Raw genomic sequence first — 16,343 nt, forward strand, 5'->3', positions numbered from 1 at the left:
ACAAAGGAGAGGGATAACATGGCAAAACCAATTATTGCAGTAACAATGGGCGATCCAGCAGGAATTGGACCTGAAATTACAGTTGGTTCACTGAATAAGAGCGAAATTTATGATCTTTGCACGCCTGTCGTGATTGGCAATGCAGCAGTACTAGAAAAACTGTTGCCTGTAGTCAAAGCAGACTTAACGATTAACAAAGTTAACACTCCAGCTGAAGCACGGGGCGAATATGGAACAATTGACGTCATTGATTTTCCAAACCTCGGTGATTATCAGTTTGGGAAAGTTAGCGCCGAATGCGGTGCACAAGCATTTGCTTATATTGAACATGCGGTTGAGCTTTGCAAAACCAACCAAGTACAAGCAATGGCAACAGCACCGATCAATAAAGAATCCCTTAAAGCAGCAAATGTACCATACATTGGGCATACGGAAATGCTTGCTGGCCTAGCTGATGTTGCTGATCCGCTTACGATGTTTGAAGTCCGCAACATGCGCATTTTCTTTTTGACACGCCACTTGTCGTTAAAAGATGCGATTGGACAAATGACGAAGGAACGTGTCCACGATTATTTGCTCCGCTGTGATGCAGCGCTCGCAAAGCTTGGTGTTGAAAAGCGCAAATTCGCTGTAGCTGGCTTAAATCCACATAGTGGAGAAAATGGATTATTTGGATATGAGGAAGTGGATGAAATCAAGCCAGGAATTGAGCTTGCTAAAGCAGACGGGATAGACGCTGTCGGTCCAGTTCCTGCTGACTCGGTCTTTTTCCAAGCGTTAAATGGACGTTACGATGCCGTGCTTTCTCTTTACCATGACCAAGGGCATATTGCTGCGAAAATGACCGATTTCCATCGCACCATTTCCATTACAAATGGACTTCCATTCCTGAGGACGTCTGTCGACCACGGCACAGCATTTGATATTGCCGGCCAAGGAATTGCAAGTTCAGTCAGCATGGAAGAAAGCATTAAGCTTGCCGCTAAATACGCGCCTCATTTTAAACAGGCGTAACCGACTGGGCTGCGACGAGCAGCCCAGCTAATTATCTTATTATAAAGCGCTTACAAGAAGGAGGAAACACTTATGGAAGTATCTGAAACACAAATGATGGTCGGCCTCGTGTTAGCTATCGTTGTGCTCATTTTTCTTGTCGTTAAAACAAAGGTTCATGTCTTTTTGGCTTTAATTATTGCTGCTTCAATTACAGGGCTCGTTGGCGGAATGGCGCCTCCAGATGTGGTGAATGCCATTACAGAAGGATTTGGCAGCACGCTTGGCTCGATTGCAATTGTGATTGGTTTTGGCGTGATGATGGGCCGAATTCTTGAAGTATCAGGTGCAGCTGAACGGCTTGCCTACACGATCGTTAAAGTTCTTGGAAAACGTAAGGAAGAGTGGGCGATGGCCATTACAGGCTATATCGTCGCGATTCCGATCTTTGTCGATTCAGCCTTTATTATTTTGAGTCCACTTGCGAAAGCGTTGTCAAAAAAGACAGGAAAATCAATTGTCGCTCTTGCTGTTGCTCTCGCTGGTGGCGCAGTTGTCATTCATAGTGCTGTTCCACCGACACCGGGTCCCCTTGGAGTTGCAGGAATATTCGATATTGACATCGGTTGGATGATTATCTCTGGCATGTTGTTTGCCATTCCAATTGTTATTGCAATGGTCATTTACGCAAAGTGGCTTGGCAAGCGGATTTACCAAGTTCCGAGCGAAGACGGAATGGATTGGATTCGTCCCGAAAAACAGCTAGATGTAGAACAATGGTTGGAAGAAAAAGAACAAAAAGAGCTGCCTTCATTGCTCCGCTCGTGCTTGCCAATCGTGGTGCCGATCGTGCTGATCTTTATGAATACTACATTAAATGCAATGGAAGCATCAGGCCCATTTGTCGACTATATGACCTTTTTTGGTTCGCCTGTCATTGCAGTAGGAATCGCTGTACTGCTTGCTATCTACGGCTTGTTCGGCCATATCCAGCGCTCAGAAGCATTGGAGCGGATGGAAGAAGGCATTAAGCAAGCGGGTATCGTATTGCTTGTCACCGGCGCAGGCGGTGCCCTCGGCTTTGTCTTAAGACAGACAGGCGTAGGCGAGCATATTGGAGAAATCGTCGTAAACACAGGAATCCCTGCAATTATGCTTCCTTTCGTCATTGCTACACTCGTTCGCTTTATTCAAGGCAGCGGCACTGTCGCGATGATTACAGCTGCATCCATTTCAGCGCCAATTTTAGCCGATATGGATGTCAATATGGTGCTTGCTGGACAAGCAGCCGCTCTCGGTTCATTATTCTTCTCTTATTTTAATGATAGTTTGTTCTGGGTAGTCAACCGCACAATTGGCATTAAGCAGGCGAAAGAGCAAATCCTTGTCTGGTCAGTGCCGACTACGATTGCCTGGTTTATCTCCCTTATTATGCTACTCATTGCAAATATGTTCGTTTAAGGTGGAAAGCTTCCTATGCGGGAAGCTTTTTCTTTTGGCTACTGGTTGCAGTAACTATGAGACTGGAAAAACGGTTGTCCAACAGGGCCTTGGTGAAAGAAAAAAGGAAGGGGTGATTGTGCGTTACTTCCTTGTTAGGACTGCGCTGCACATACGTAAACAGAATAATGAAGAAGTTGCGCACCGATTGCATTTCCATTGAAAGACTTAGCAGAAAACATTATCGGTAAATCGGTCAAGATTTCTGAGGGAAGCGTGATCCTTAGTATTTTCCAAATATAGAGTTATCCGAAAAAGACCGCCCTTTTTTGTGGATGGACTACCATGTATTCTGGCCTACCTTACATTGTTTAAAATTACGGAATTAGAAAGCATGTGCAAAAGATGTACTTTTTATTAATTTAACAATTTTAAAATGTATTTAAAGAAACATGTTTCTACTAAATAGAAAGGAGAGATTTTTTATGACAGTAATCTACCGTGTATTAATGACTTGGCGGGTATTCTATGAGAGCTGTACTCACTGCTATACTTTACTGCTTGTTCAAGAGGATTTAGATGAAAACTGCTCTATAGCATCTGTTTTTTACCATAGGGGTAATTGCTCTAGCGTGTTTTAAAATATCATCACTGTAGAAATCAATCAACATAACGAGGTTGTTGCTGATCCACACAGTCAGAAGGTCACTTTCTTAGCCGTTATTACTTATTTGGACTATAGTATAAATACCTTTTTATATTTTTTGTCTCACTATCATTAGAAACTAAAAGGATATATTTGCTTATTAAGGAGCTGTTAATATGGATGAAATGGTGTTGCAAGTTCAAAAGTTCGTTAATGTCAATTATGCTCATAGACCTAATTTTGGAAGTCCCGTTGAAGAAAATGGACGTACCAGTTGGGAGATCATGTATGCTTTAACTCGTGCTCTTCAAATCGAATTAGGTATAGAGAATCCAGTCAATTCATTTGGTCCCACGACCTATAGGTTATGTCCAACGCTACGAGAAGGCGATGAACATGAATTTGTATGGATTTTACAAGGAGCTATGTGGTGTAAAGGGTATAGTCCAGGGGGATTTACAGGCAAGTTTGGTCCAGGAACCGCTGCAGGTGTTCGGAAAATGCAGGAAGAAGCTGGAGTACCTGTAAATGGAATTGTAGACCCTGACATTTTTAAAGCCATGTTGAGGATGGATGCTTATCGAGCGGTAGGTCCTTCAGCAGATGAGAATGTCGTAGATATGCAACGTTATTTGAATGGAAAGTATTATAAATATACAGGTATCCTTCCAGCGGATGGAAATTATTCACGAGATACAAATACTGCTTTAATATATGGCTTGCAAATTGAAAGCAACGTGGCAGGTGCCAATGGGCATTTTGGAGAAGGAACAAAAGCTGCTACACCAACAATTAAATTAGGAGATAGTCGTGTAAATCATGTCCGATTAGTACAGTATGCTATGTACGTTAACAATTACCATCCGGGGAATTTCAATGGAACATTTGATGAAGCTATGCAAACAAGGTTAAAAGCATTTCAAGGATTTCATATGCTCCCTCAGAATGGTATAGTCGATCTTAACACATGGATGTCTTTGTTAGTTAGCACAGGAAATCCAGATGTTAAGGGGAAAGGAATAGATACATCAAATACCATTACCCACTCTAGAGCAGAGACTCTAAAAGCAGACGGGCGGGAAATGGTTGGGCGATATTTAACGGGGTCATTTGCGCTTTCATCTGCTGAATTAAACACATTGTTTAGCAATGGATTCCGGGTGTTTCCTATCTATCAGCGTTTTGCGGACAATGTTGAATGGTTTTCTTACAACCAAGGTATTATTGATGCAAGAGATGCAGTAAGAGCTGCTACAGCTTTGAAATTTCCATATGAAACAGTCATTTATTTTGCGGTTGATTTTGACGTGTCTCTTAGTCAAATAAATAGCCATATTATCCCATATTTTGATGGCGTTAATGAGGAAATTCGAAGAAATCGTAATGCAGGTGCATCTTATCGGATTGGTGTTTATGGGCCACGTTATGCTTGTACAGTTTTAATGAATCAAAATTTAACTGTATATAGTTTCGTAAGTGGTATGTCTACAGGATTTTTTGGAAATAAAGGTCATGTCTTACCGTTGAATTGGGCATTCAACCAAGTGAAAGAACATTTTATTGGTTCTGGGTCAGGTAGATTAGCGATCGACAACCTAATTGTTTCAAATAGGGATAGAGGAGTGAATGCTAAAGATCATAGTGTTGAAAGTCCAGAAGTTAATGATTATGTTCAATACAATAAACCGTTCATTGAAAAATTGAGAGAATTATATAATTTTTCTTATGAAAATTCAGACGGGGACAATCGAATAGCCAACATCTTAGTATTAAATTATCTAAGAAGCGAAAATTATAATTCAAGCGTTTGGACTCCTATAGCTGGTGCCATTGATTCTACTTTTGTAGAGACAGCGGAAAGACGTTTTGGCAAGCCGTCAAGTTTCCCTGTTCTCTATGATCCAGTTACAGGGACGGATATGGATTTTATGCATATGGCTGCAACGCTTAATGCAATATTATTCCAAAAAACATTCATTATTGGCGATTTTACGGCATCACTTTCAGATTTTGCAGGTTGGTTAGGGGATTTGATTACCGTAGTAGATAATGCAAAAGATGCTTACAAAAATGGGAATTTCACTTCAGTGTATAGCGCAGCAAGACATTATATTGGTCATACATCGGATGCGGCAGGAACATTCCCATTAGAGGATTTATTGGGAGATATGGATGCAATCAATATTGGTAGGGCCTTAGATATGAATGATAGAACCTCAAATCTATTCGAAGAAATGGATACCTATTATCGTTTAGGCTACAGACGTAGGTTTAAAGCAGCTGCTCGCGCACGATTTGATTATAATAGGGAACAGTTCTATAACGAGGCGAAAAGGTATTTAACAACTTCGCAGCCTGCAATTGCTTTTGCGCGAAGCCAATTTAAATCTGCATTTAATGTATCTGATTGGACAGATAACGAGGCGGACAGTGTTGCGCAAGCATTTAGAGATGTTTGTGCAGAGTGGCTTGATAAAGAGGATTAAAAAACATGGCTTTCGGGCCATGTTTTTTATCTCCAAGTAAAGAACAGAATCAGAAGTAGTAAAACTACCCACAACGTATATAAAAATAATGGTGCCCCTACAATGAGCATAATGATTCTGTGTTTTTTATTGTTATTTAAAAAGATTAAAATCAACAAAAGATAGGGTAAGTAAAAATATAGTGTAGAACGGAGCAATTCGATATACAAAAATGGTGTAATAGATAAAGGAATGACAGTTATTAAAATAATAAGATTTAGCTTTCTTCTTATCTCATTTTGTTTACTTAGATTAGACAAATTATCACTATCCTTCAAAAGGATTTTAACAAAAATTAGTTTGTAAAACCAATGATAGATTCATGGTATTTTTAGGCTATAAACATGATACCGAAAGAATTAAAAGAATTAAATATATTAAAATAGAAAAAGTTCTACCTCTGGTTTCAAGCCATTACATATTACATATATTCTATACCTCCCTAGCGTAAGTAACAACGATAAAGACTTTTATAATAGGTTGATTTTAACGTAAGAGTTATGTATTATAGGAACAGGTGTTCCTATTTAATATACAAAGGAGTTGTTCTAGAAATGAATACTTCGAACATGAAATTAAAGAGTGGGACTATAAAGCATATTGAAAATGAGATTAAGACTATTAAAGAAACTAAAAAAGAGTTAACAAAAATGTATATGGAGTGTGAGGGTGAGGACAGGAACCACATACCAAGAAAAAGTCTAACAGTTGCTTTCTATAATAAAAGGGCCCGTAAAATGCAAGATATTATAGATGCCATTAATGAGACCTATAATGAAGCGACTAAAGATCAACAAAAAGTGATTGAACTTAGGTATTGGAGTCAAAAGAATCTGACTTGGGAAGGAATTGCAATAGAGCTGAATATGCATAGAAATACAGCTCAAAATTATAAAAACGATTTTATAGAGATGGTCGCAGCTAGGTTAGGATGGACGTAAAACGTGTATTCAGGACAAGAAGATCTTCGAAAAATTGGAATATTTTTGGTTGAAGGTAGAGTCGATTAGGCCTTTACTTACGGAAATTTATTGATCTTGAGGTAGTATTCTATTCAAGTTTTCGCAACCTACCCTCTGTACTCAAAAAAACGGCCTTCCCATTGTCTTCAATCTAAAGGAAGGCCGTAAATATTTCCCTTTCGCACGCGTTAAATTCGAGGAATGGTAATTCTCGCATTAGGTACGAAGGTGTACCTTACTCCTTCACAGCTCCTTCCGCGACACCTTTCATAAATTGCTTGCTGAAAATGATGAATAAGACAATGAGTGGCAATGTCGCCATCAATGTGCCTGTCATGATGATCGCGTAATCGGTGTCATACACCCCATTTAGTTGTGCGAGCATGACTTGTAGTGTATAACGGCTTGGTGAGTTAATCGTAACGAGCGGCCATAAATAGTCATTCCAGACACCGATGAATGTAAAGATGCCGAGAAAGGTCAGCGCTGGCCGCAACGAGGGCAGCGCTACATTCCAGTATAGGCGGAACGTGTTGCAGCCATCCAATCTTCCTGCTTCAAGCAATTCGTCAGGAACCGCGTCCTGGCAGAATTGGCGGATCCAAAAGATTCCAAACGCACTGGCGAGGCCAGGAATGATCAACGCTTTGTACGAATCGACCCAGCCAAACTCGGCAATCAGCAGGAAAGACGGGACAAAGCTCATTTGTGAAGGAATCATCATCGTTAACAGCAAAGCAGTGAACAGCATGTTTTTTCCTGGAAAACGAAATTTCGCGAATGTAAATCCGGCAAGGGAACAAAAGAATAACACGCCAATGACCGTGATGGTTGACACAAATAACGTGTTAAAAAAAGCTTGGTAAAAGTCAATCGAAGCCAGCACATTCTTCACATTTGTAAACAGTTCATGGCCGAAAGTCAGTTTTGGAGGAAATCTTAAAATATCGCTTGTTGTATTCGTGGCCATGACGACTAGCCAGTAAAACGGGAAAATCGAGATAATGACGCCAATAAGCAAGACAAAATGGGTTAATGCTTTCGTGAGAAATTTATCGGATGCCATCTGATTTCCTCCTTATGCTTTCTGGACTAGTTTCCAATTAATAAGGGAGAACAAGGCGATGATGATGAACATGGCCCATGAAACTGCCGAAGCATAACCAAATTGGTTATTTAAAAATCCTTCATTATACATATAAAGTGTCATCGTCATGCCAGCTCCGCCAACACCGCCAGAATTGCCTAGTAATATTTGCGGCTCGGTAAAAATTTGCATCGAGCCGATTGTTGTCATGATGACCGTAAACAAAATGATTGGGCGCAGTAAAGGAATGGTAATGCGAAAGAAAATTTGCGTTTTATTGGCTCCATCAATTATGGCAGCTTCATAAAGGGTTTTTGGGATATTTTGCAAGCCAGCTAAATAAATGATCGCATTATAGCCGACAAACCGCCAAACAACCATGGAGGCGATGACGACTTTCACTAAGAAACCTGAGTTCAGCCATTCGAGAGGCGCGATGCCAATGAGTGAGAGCAAGTAGTTCATTAAGCCGTATTGGTTGCTGAAAATCGTTTCGAAGATAATCGCTACGGCAACAATGGAGGTGACATTCGTGATAAAGAACATCGTTTGGTAGGTGCTCCTCCCTTTGAGGGAAGGGAGATTAAGTAAGAAAGCGATAACTAAAGCAAAGAACAACATAGGAATGCTTGAGAGGAACCAAATCGCAAATGTGTTTCCGACAGCTTGCCAGAACTCAGCATCGCCAAGCAAATATTGAAATTGGGACAGGCCGACAAATGTCTTTTCGCCTAATCCAGACCAACTGTGGAAAGACAGATACAAGGAATAGAAGATTGGAAAAATGCCAAAGACCGCAAATAAAAGAAAGAAAGGAGAGATGAACAGATAGAGGGTGCGTTTTTTCCATATTTCAGCCCAAAGAGAAGGCTTATATTGACGGAGCATCTCATCGAGTTCTGTTTGTGGTTTAGTGATCATCGCGTATTCCTCCTTATTGATCGATTCTTGACAGTTCCCGTTGCGCTTTCTTCTGTGCATCCTCCCAAGCCTTCTCTGGATTCTTATTGGCTCGATCGATCAGCACCATCTCATCATTAAAAATCGTGCGAAACTTGCCGTAATGTTCTCCATAGAAAGTAGGAGGGACGTTTTTCGCCGACTCAACAAAAACATCCGCTACTACTTGGTCGCCATAAAAAGGATCAGGTTCACGCAAAAGCTCTGACTCAAGCGTCTCAATCGCAGAAGGAAAAAGATTGACGTCTAAAAAATGGTCGAGCTGGGCATCTGGTGATACAAGCCATTTTGTAATCGCCACTGCCTCATCTTTGTGGGCGGAGCTATCAAGAACGCCAATAAAGGAACCACCGTTATTGCCGTCTCCGCCAGGGGCTCTCGTAACACGCCATTTCCCTGCTGTATCAGGAGCAGCATCCTGTAAAATTTGCGATTCCCAAACTGCTCCTACCCGTGAAGCAACATCGCCCCCGTTTAAAGCGGCATTGACTTCTTGCCCTTCTGTCAGACGTGCAGACAGGCCTTCTTCGTGGATGCGGACTGCTGTATTCCAAGCATATTGAATCGCTTCTCCATCGCCGATGTAAGTGCCGTCTTCAGCAAAGTATTTGTCTGATTGCTGCTCAATCACTTGCAAATAAGGTTTTGTAATCGATTCAAACATATGGACACCTGTTGTTTCTTTCATTTGAATGCCCGCCTCGATATAATCCTCCCATGTCTGCAATTGGGCATGCACTTCATCGGGTTCGGTAGGCAATCCCGCTTCCTCAAATAAGTCTGCTCGGTAATAAAGGGCAGTTGGGCCAGTGTCTATCGGCAGGGCAATGAGCGCACCGGTTTCTGGGTCTTGTACAGCCTGCCATTTCCAATCCAAGTACTCCTGCTCTAATTGATCTGCGCCATAATCCAGCAAATTGACAAACTCTTCGGCGTAAGCGATATACTCATAGGCCCAGTCATTCATGGCGACAATGTCAGGCCCCCTCCCCGCAATGAGTGCCGTATGCAACTTCGTCTTGTATTCATCTCCGCCGATCTTTTGGGCATCAATCGTCACATGAGGAAAGGCTTCTTGCGCTTTCGTAATCACATCATCACTCAGGCTACGGTTCCAATACCAAAGTGTAATGACCGGTTTAGACTCGCCTGACATAGGGGCAAATTGACAACTAGAACAAACAAGGAGCGACACACTGAAAAACAGGAAAAGACGTTTCATGGTGGAACCTCCTTCTAAGGATCATTGGCATGTATGACAGCGCTTACAAAATAGTTGAAACCAATGAAAATATAAATGTAGATTATACTATACTGTATTTTCAATAAATAATACATGTTTATTTTTGACAATAACAAGTTGGAACAAAACCATTCCTTAAAAGCGCTCGTATAGCAAGGATGGGCCTTCATCTATAAAAACGAATTGGTGGTATGTTAATATTAGGTGTAGAGGAAGCGGAAGGAGTAATGATTGAATGCTTGAGTTGGATAAGATGATTGATAAAGTAAACGGCTTGAAAGAAGAGCACGCAAAGGGAATCATGAAGATTATTTGTGGCAAACTGGATATTTTAAAACATGCGGATGGTCAATATACAGAGGAATAGTTTGTTAAAGATGTTCGATCAATGATTGAGAATTTTCCTGAATTAAAGGAGGAAGAAGAGGATAATAGATAGTGGGAAAATCTCAAGGTAGTTGTGTGCTTTTCCCTTTGTTAATGGTGGTCATGTTATCTGCTTGCCACTTTTAACCCAAACGTGAACGAGCGAATCGTTTCTATGCAAACCATCGGGGCTAATTACACAAAAAGGAGCTGTCCCAAAAGGTCATAGATAAATGACCTTTTGGGTTGGCTTTTTTGCATTTAGATAAAAAAGCACAAAAAAACCGCCCAATCGTTTAAAATGAAGGTACCACTACCAAAATTCAAACGAAAGCAGGCGATTTTTTTTGCGTAACCCAAAGGTCACTTTCCAAGAGTATACCATGAATCAACTCTATCTGCCTATGGATTTTTCCGATCTTATCCCCGAACATCATGTCGCGCGTGTGGTCAGTGACGTGGTGGATGGGTTGGATGACGATTTCTTTGTTCGCGCGTATGAAGGTGGAGGCAGACCCGCCTATCATCCGAAAATGATGACAAAGATTGTGCTATATGCGTATACGCAACGTTGGTTCTCGTGCCGAGCCATGGGACAAGCCCTCAAAGAAAACCTGCCGATGATGTGGCTCGCTGCTGGACAAGCCCCGAACTTTCGGACGATCAATCGCTTTCGCTCAGAACGTTTCCAATCGTTGATGGAAGGCCTGTATACCGAAATGACGCATCTCCTAATCGAGGAAGGCTATGTCGACTTGGAGGCGTATTTTCTCGATGGCACCAAAATCGAAGCGAACGCCAATAAATACTCGTTCGTTTGGAAAAAGAGCACGCTTTCCCACGAAGAGAAGCTTCAAATGAAAATCGAGGAAACGTTAGAGGTCATCCAAGAAGCGATTGCGTTGGATACCGAAACCTTCAAGCAGGAAGATGCCACGTTTGAACGGCAACGGATCAGCCACAAACGTCTTCAAGACGTCGTCACAAAGGTGGAAAAGGAACTGAATGCGATGGACCAAGCAATCGCAGTAGCCCCATCCAAAGAAGAAAAACGGACCTACCAAGAAGCGAGCAAGCCACTACGAAAGGCCTACCGAAGCTTAACGAAAGACCATCTTCCTCGTTTGGAAAAATACGAAGAACAGATGGGCCTCTTTGGCGAGCGCAACAGCTTTTCTAAAACCGACCCAGATGCCACGTTCATGCGGATGAAAGACGATCACATGAACAATGGGCAACTCAAGGCAGGGTATAACTGGCAAGTGGCTACTCAAAACCAATTCATTCTTCACTACACGGTTCACCAAAACCCAACCGATACCCGTTGTTTGATCCCGCATTTTGAGCACTTTAAAGCGACAGGTCTGCCTTTGCCAAACTGGTTCATTGCCGATGCAGGCTACGGAAGTGAAAGCAATTATCTTTACATGGAAGAGCAAGAAACGGTCACATCGCTCATTCCCTACAACACCTATCGCCAAGAACAAAAACGATCCTTCCCAAAGCAAGCCTACCATCCGTATAACTGGTGGTATGACGAACACGAGGATGTCTATTGGTGCCCAAACAACCGGAAGGTCGCCTTTAAAGCCTATAGCCGACGTACCGACCGATATGGGTTTAAGCGCGACTTCAAGATGTATGAATGCGAGTCCTGTGAGGGGTGTCCGTTCAAAGCGGACTGTACGAGGGGCAAGGGGCCTCGCCAAATTCATTACAACCCTGTCTACGAGGAGCTCAAAGCCAAAGAAGCGGCCAAACTACATAGTGAAAGAGGAGCCACACTCTACGCGCAAAGAAAAACGGACGTCGAGAGTGTATTTGGGCATGCCAAACAAAATCTCGGGTTTCGACGATTCCACCTTCGCGGGTTGGAAAAGGTGACGGTGGAGCTTGGTTGGCTGGGGTTGGCCCTCAATCTGAAGAAAATGGCGGGCCTTGCCCGCCATCATTCACCGAAATACCGATCCATCCAAATAAAGGGGAGTCGAGATCAAGTCAGATCTCGACTCCCCTTCTTCATTTTAAAGGCTTTTGGGACAACCTCTTTGCATTTTCCCTTAAATAGAAATGACGCCTAACAAGATGGCTGCTAAAACCATAAACAGGGTTGAGCCGAGGCCCCATTTTAGAGCAAAGCGTTGATTTTGCCCATAGTCAATGCCAAGCATCCCAACAAGGAGATAGCCAGCAGCGTACAACGGGCTTAGTACGTGAGTTGGTTGGCTCAAGACAGAAGCCCTGGCAATTTCGGCAATGGGAATTTGGTAATTATTTGCCGTTTCAGCAATAATAGGAACAATGCCGAAATAGTACGGGTCATTGGCCATAAAGTACGTAAATGGGATACTTGTTAAAGCCGTAATGAGCAGCAGTTGCGTACCAAGCTCTTCCGGAATAATGTTAACGAGTGAGGTTGCCATCGCATCGACCATCTCTGTTCCATTCATAATGCCTGTAAAAATGCCTGACGCAAACACGAGAGCGACAACAGAAAGGACATTGCCGGCGTGAGCCACTATACGTTCTTTTTGTTCCGTTAGGTTCGGATAATTAATCATAGTTGCAATAGCAAAGGCGATCATAAACAGTACCGGGAGTGGAAGCACTCCGGCAACTAAAGCAACAAGCAAAGCAACAGTTAAGAAGGCATTTACCCAAATAAGGCGCGGACGTTGCAATGACTTTAGTTCGTTTTCGCTCGCAACAGCAGCGGCGACTTGGCTTTCCGAAGCATGGATATCTACAGCAGTTGGTTCGCCAATTTGCTGGATGCCAAGGCGTTTGCGTTCCTTCAAGCCAAAATAAATAGCAACAAGTAAAGCGAAAACAATCCCGAATGCCATTACTGGGATCAACGGCAAGAAAACTTCTTCTGTCGTTAACTGCAATGAACTGATTACCCGGGTAGTTGGTCCGCCCCAAGGCGTCATATTCATAACGCCAATCGAGAGAAGCGCCAAAGTCGCTAACATATACAAGTTCATTTTAAGCTTTTTGTATAATGGAAGCATCGCCGTCACGGTAATAATAAATGTAGTCGTGCCATCACCGTCCAAAGCAACAAGCGATGCCAAGCAAACCGTGCCAATCGCAATCTTTAGCGGATCGCCTTTGACAACACGCAAAATCAAATTGACAATGGGATCAAACAAACCGGCATCGATCATGATGCCGAAAAAAAGGATGGCGAATACGAGCATGACACCAGTAGGAGCAACTTGTGAAATGCCGTCCAACATCATTTCGCCGATGCCCAAATAAAAGCCGCCAATTAAGGCAAATGCAATTGGAACAATTATTAATGCAAGCAAAGCTGACATTCGTTTCGTCATAATTAAAGCCATAAAAACAACAATCATGCTGTAGCCTAAAACTGCAAGCATAGACATTCTCCCCTTCCTTACTGAAACCGCTTTCTTTTTTATTAATGTAGCAAGGAAGGTGCGAAAGCGATAGTTTACTTGCGTTTTTTGCATAAGTGGCTATTATTTTCATTTTTTTCATTCTCGGCAGTCGTAGAAAAAAAGCAAGCCGCTTATTTGCGTGCTGCTTGCTTATAGCGCCGTTCTGGCCGGCCCACATGTCCATAAACGACATCCACTTTGACAGCGCCGATCGAAACAAGGTATTCGAGATACCGTCTTGCTGTGGAGTGGCTAGTGCCAATGCGTTTGCCGACTTGCTCAGCGTTTAGGCTTTCACTTTCAGTAATATGTACGAGTGCTTTTTCCACGTTTTTTAACGTATGCTTGTCAATTCCCTTTGGGAGTGGCCCAGACGTACGCAGGCCAACATTGGAAGCCGGTTGGCCCGTTTTATCATGGTGGAACAAACGTTGAATGTCTCTTTCGGCATCGGTACTTTTCGGCTTGCCTTTCGTTCTCGCTGCTTTGTATTCCTCAAGTGTTTGGAAAAAACGATCTACAATAATTGGTTTTAGCATATAGCTAAATGCGCCTCCTCGTTTGGCCTCTCCTACTGTTTGGGCATCGTTAGAGGCAGTAATAAGGATGACGTCGACATGATGGTCAAGTTGCTTAATGTGAAACAGCAAGTCGATGCCGTTAGCGTCGGGCAATTGAACGTCGAGCAACACTAAATCTGGCGTAATGACTTGGAGAAGCTGTTTTGTCGCTTTCGCTGTTTCCGCTTTTCCAACAATCGTAAAATCTAGTTTGCTTTGAATCAATTGTTCGTAAACAGAAGCGGCGACTGGATCATCTTCAACAATCAGCACGCCGATGGAAGGGGTTTGCATAGTTTGATTCGCTCCTCTGATTTGTTTCCTTATAAAGATGCATTGTATGATTTACAGTCTTTTATGTTTAGGTATAGCAATCGTCATACGCATGCCGCCCCCAGGGCGTTCGGCCATGAACCAAGTGCCATGAAGCTGGTGAAGGGCGTGTTGCATGATGGTTAAACCAAGGCCGTGCTGGCCCTCGCTTTTGCTTGTTGCCCCTGTTTCCAAATAGTGCGCTTCTTCTTTAGGGGTCATACCCTTGCCGTTGTCTTCAATATCCATAATCATATCATTCCCAAAATCGGTAAAAGCAATATGGACATGGGCGTTTGCTCCTTGGTGAGCAACAGCCGCCTCTAAGGCATTGTCAATTAAGTTGCCGATGACAGTCACAACATGGTCGCTTTTGATTGTCGCAGGATAATCGAGCCAAGTGCTTCCTTCTGCAAATGTAAGGGCTGCTTTCATTTCTTTGGCACGGTTTACTTTGCCAAGCAAAGCTGCGACAATAAGCGGGTCTTTCACAGAAGCCATGAGGAAGGTGACTGTTTCTTGCAACTCTGTTACTTCCGCTTTCATAAACGCTTTTGCTTCTTCGTATTTCTCAAGCAGCAATAAGCCATTTAATGTATTAAGCTTATTCAAGTATTCATGGGTTTGCGCTCGCATATGTTCGGTATGTTGCTTAATCTCCAACAATTCATTTGCCAGGTCCTCTACTTCTGAAAACGGGCGGATCGTCAACACAAAGCCGATTGCTGCATGTTTAGCTAAAATTGGCGCCGCATCCACAATATAAAGAGTGTTAGCGATTAATAGCCTCTGTTGGGTCATCTTTTCCGGGTTTTCAGCAGCTTGTTTAATAAACGCTTGCAATTGAGGTTCAGTTAATTCGCCATCCACATGGCTCCCTAAAATTACTCGTGCACGTTTATTTGCTGAAAGAATCTGGAGATCGGGGCCAACTGCCAGCGTTGCGTCCCCTACCGATTCGAGAATTGCTTGTTTTTCCGAAAAGGCGCGCGAGATTTCCTCCGGTTCTAACCCGAAGATAAGTTTTTTGACGCGTCTAGCGATATAGAGTGCGCCGGGAATGCCAATCAAGAGGGCTAAACCGCCAAAGCCAGCAACGCGCAGTTGGTAAAAAAGAATGTCATCCTTAATTTCAGTCGTTAGAAAACCAACTGATGAAACGCCGATAATGTTTCCTTCTCTGTTGAAAATCGGCGTTTTGGCTTTTACAGCCTCGCCAAGAATTCCATTGCCAATAAAAACGGTTGATTTGCCGGCAAGAGGCGCTTCGTTGCTTGTTTCTGTCTTCTGGCCAATTTGGTTTTCATGAGGATGAGAATACCGAATCCCTTCCGTATTGGCAATAACAACATAATCAGCGCCCGTGCGCTTGCGCAATGTTTCAGCAATTGGCTGAATCCGTGCTGCTGGATTTTGGTCGGCAAACGCATCAATAATGTCCGGGTGTTCAGCGATTAGTTCCGCTGCCGCCAGTGCTTTTTCTCCCGTGGTTCGCTCAATCATCCCGTCGATAATGGATGAAAAGAACACCGTTACAAGCAGCAATGAAACGAGAAGAACAATAGCCATTAATGCAGTCATTTGCCCAAAAAGACCCAAGCGTTTCAATTTACGTGGAAAAGCCATAAAAGCCATCTCCTATCGTGTTCATAAAAGATCAAGCCTTGCCGATTGCGCTTACATATGGTAGCGTTAGTATATCAAAACAATCACTAAAACCGCTAGGGGTGCTTCGAATGATGGAAGCTGAGAGAGGCAAACGCCTTAACCCTTATCACCTGATCTGGTTCGGACCAGCGGAGGGAAGCGGGCACGTTTTCTCGACATGCCACCCGCTTCTTT

The 16,343-nt window shown here is 42.8% G+C and carries 12 protein-coding genes and 1 riboswitch; of the genes, 6 read left to right on the plus strand and 6 right to left on the minus strand.

What is annotated here, in order from left to right; all coding sequences use genetic code 11:
* The first annotated feature begins 18 nt into the window (after window positions 1-18).
* The 4 genes from pdxA (at window position 19) to V5G21_RS12665 (ending at window position 6,545) form a co-directional block, all read left to right on the plus strand.
* Window positions 19-1,014 (plus strand): 4-hydroxythreonine-4-phosphate dehydrogenase PdxA, encoded by a 996-nt coding sequence (gene pdxA, locus V5G21_RS12650; protein WP_011245515.1) that lies wholly within the window; start codon window positions 19-21, stop codon window positions 1,012-1,014.
* Window positions 1,015-1,086: 72 nt separating this feature from the next.
* On the plus strand, window positions 1,087-2,454 hold the full coding sequence (locus tag V5G21_RS12655; protein ID WP_011245516.1) for a GntP family permease: 1,368 nt from the start codon (window positions 1,087-1,089) through the stop codon (window positions 2,452-2,454).
* Between the two features lie 801 nt (window positions 2,455-3,255).
* Window positions 3,256-5,565: a glycoside hydrolase domain-containing protein gene (locus V5G21_RS12660; RefSeq protein ID WP_073305682.1), complete on the plus strand. Its 2,310-nt coding sequence runs from the start codon at window positions 3,256-3,258 to the stop codon at window positions 5,563-5,565.
* 593 nt (window positions 5,566-6,158) lie between these two features.
* Entirely contained in the window at window positions 6,159-6,545 is a 387-nt protein-coding gene (locus V5G21_RS12665) for a hypothetical protein (RefSeq protein ID WP_073305685.1), read from the plus strand.
* A 256-nt stretch (window positions 6,546-6,801) separates the two neighbouring features.
* Here V5G21_RS12665 and V5G21_RS12670 read toward each other — a convergent pair whose 3' ends face one another.
* From V5G21_RS12670 to V5G21_RS12680, 3 genes are read right to left on the minus strand one after another with little or no spacing between them, the layout of a single operon-like run.
* Complete coding sequence (locus V5G21_RS12670) at window positions 6,802-7,632, minus strand: carbohydrate ABC transporter permease (RefSeq protein ID WP_011245517.1); 831 nt, start codon at window positions 7,630-7,632, stop codon at window positions 6,802-6,804.
* A 12-nt stretch (window positions 7,633-7,644) separates the two neighbouring features.
* Window positions 7,645-8,541: a carbohydrate ABC transporter permease gene (locus V5G21_RS12675; protein ID WP_035205551.1), complete on the minus strand. Its 897-nt coding sequence runs from the start codon at window positions 8,539-8,541 to the stop codon at window positions 7,645-7,647.
* Window positions 8,542-8,587: 46 nt separating this feature from the next.
* A complete protein-coding gene (locus tag V5G21_RS12680; RefSeq protein WP_095236700.1) occupies window positions 8,588-9,835 on the minus strand; it encodes an ABC transporter substrate-binding protein in 1,248 nt (415 codons plus the stop codon).
* A gap of 256 nt (window positions 9,836-10,091) precedes the next feature.
* Between V5G21_RS12680 and V5G21_RS12685 the strand changes: the two genes are divergently transcribed.
* Both V5G21_RS12685 and V5G21_RS12690 read left to right on the plus strand, forming a co-directional pair.
* A complete protein-coding gene (locus tag V5G21_RS12685; protein ID WP_257006176.1) occupies window positions 10,092-10,223 on the plus strand; it encodes a hypothetical protein in 132 nt (43 codons plus the stop codon).
* A gap of 346 nt (window positions 10,224-10,569) precedes the next feature.
* On the plus strand, window positions 10,570-12,303 hold the full coding sequence (locus tag V5G21_RS12690; protein WP_338464801.1) for an IS1182 family transposase: 1,734 nt from the start codon (window positions 10,570-10,572) through the stop codon (window positions 12,301-12,303).
* Here V5G21_RS12690 and V5G21_RS12695 read toward each other — a convergent pair.
* From V5G21_RS12695 to V5G21_RS12705, 3 genes are all read right to left on the minus strand, one after another.
* Complete coding sequence (locus tag V5G21_RS12695) at window positions 12,283-13,608, minus strand: CitMHS family transporter (protein WP_338464802.1); 1,326 nt, start codon at window positions 13,606-13,608, stop codon at window positions 12,283-12,285. The genes V5G21_RS12690 and V5G21_RS12695 overlap by 21 nt on opposite strands.
* Window positions 13,609-13,760: 152 nt before the next feature.
* On the minus strand, window positions 13,761-14,483 hold the full coding sequence (locus V5G21_RS12700) for a response regulator (RefSeq protein ID WP_338464803.1): 723 nt from the start codon (window positions 14,481-14,483) through the stop codon (window positions 13,761-13,763).
* 51 nt (window positions 14,484-14,534) lie between these two features.
* Window positions 14,535-16,127: an ATP-binding protein gene (locus tag V5G21_RS12705; protein WP_011245522.1), complete on the minus strand. Its 1,593-nt coding sequence runs from the start codon at window positions 16,125-16,127 to the stop codon at window positions 14,535-14,537.
* 87 nt (window positions 16,128-16,214) lie between these two features.
* Window positions 16,215-16,323, plus strand: a riboswitch (TPP riboswitch).
* Window positions 16,324-16,343: the final 20 nt, after the last annotated feature.

The organism is Shouchella rhizosphaerae, assembly GCF_036700015.1.
Classification (GTDB): Bacteria; Bacillota; Bacilli; order Bacillales; family Bacillaceae_D; genus Shouchella; species Shouchella rhizosphaerae.

Coding starts and splice junctions, on each gene's coding strand:
- V5G21_RS12670 (WP_011245517.1), bottom strand. CDS start 7,632: ATGGCATCCGATAAATTTCTCACGAAAGCATTAACCCATTTTGTCTTG.
- pdxA (WP_011245515.1), top strand. CDS start 19: ATGGCAAAACCAATTATTGCAGTAACAATGGGCGATCCAGCAGGAATT.
- V5G21_RS12655 (WP_011245516.1), top strand. CDS start 1,087: ATGGAAGTATCTGAAACACAAATGATGGTCGGCCTCGTGTTAGCTATC.
- V5G21_RS12665 (WP_073305685.1), top strand. CDS start 6,159: ATGAATACTTCGAACATGAAATTAAAGAGTGGGACTATAAAGCATATT.
- V5G21_RS12695 (WP_338464802.1), bottom strand. CDS start 13,608: ATGCTTGCAGTTTTAGGCTACAGCATGATTGTTGTTTTTATGGCTTTA.
- V5G21_RS12660 (WP_073305682.1), top strand. CDS start 3,256: ATGGATGAAATGGTGTTGCAAGTTCAAAAGTTCGTTAATGTCAATTAT.
- V5G21_RS12705 (WP_011245522.1), bottom strand. CDS start 16,127: ATGGCTTTTCCACGTAAATTGAAACGCTTGGGTCTTTTTGGGCAAATG.
- V5G21_RS12685 (WP_257006176.1), top strand. CDS start 10,092: ATGCTTGAGTTGGATAAGATGATTGATAAAGTAAACGGCTTGAAAGAA.
- V5G21_RS12700 (WP_338464803.1), bottom strand. CDS start 14,483: ATGCAAACCCCTTCCATCGGCGTGCTGATTGTTGAAGATGATCCAGTC.
- V5G21_RS12675 (WP_035205551.1), bottom strand. CDS start 8,541: ATGCTCCGTCAATATAAGCCTTCTCTTTGGGCTGAAATATGGAAAAAA.
- V5G21_RS12680 (WP_095236700.1), bottom strand. CDS start 9,835: ATGAAACGTCTTTTCCTGTTTTTCAGTGTGTCGCTCCTTGTTTGTTCT.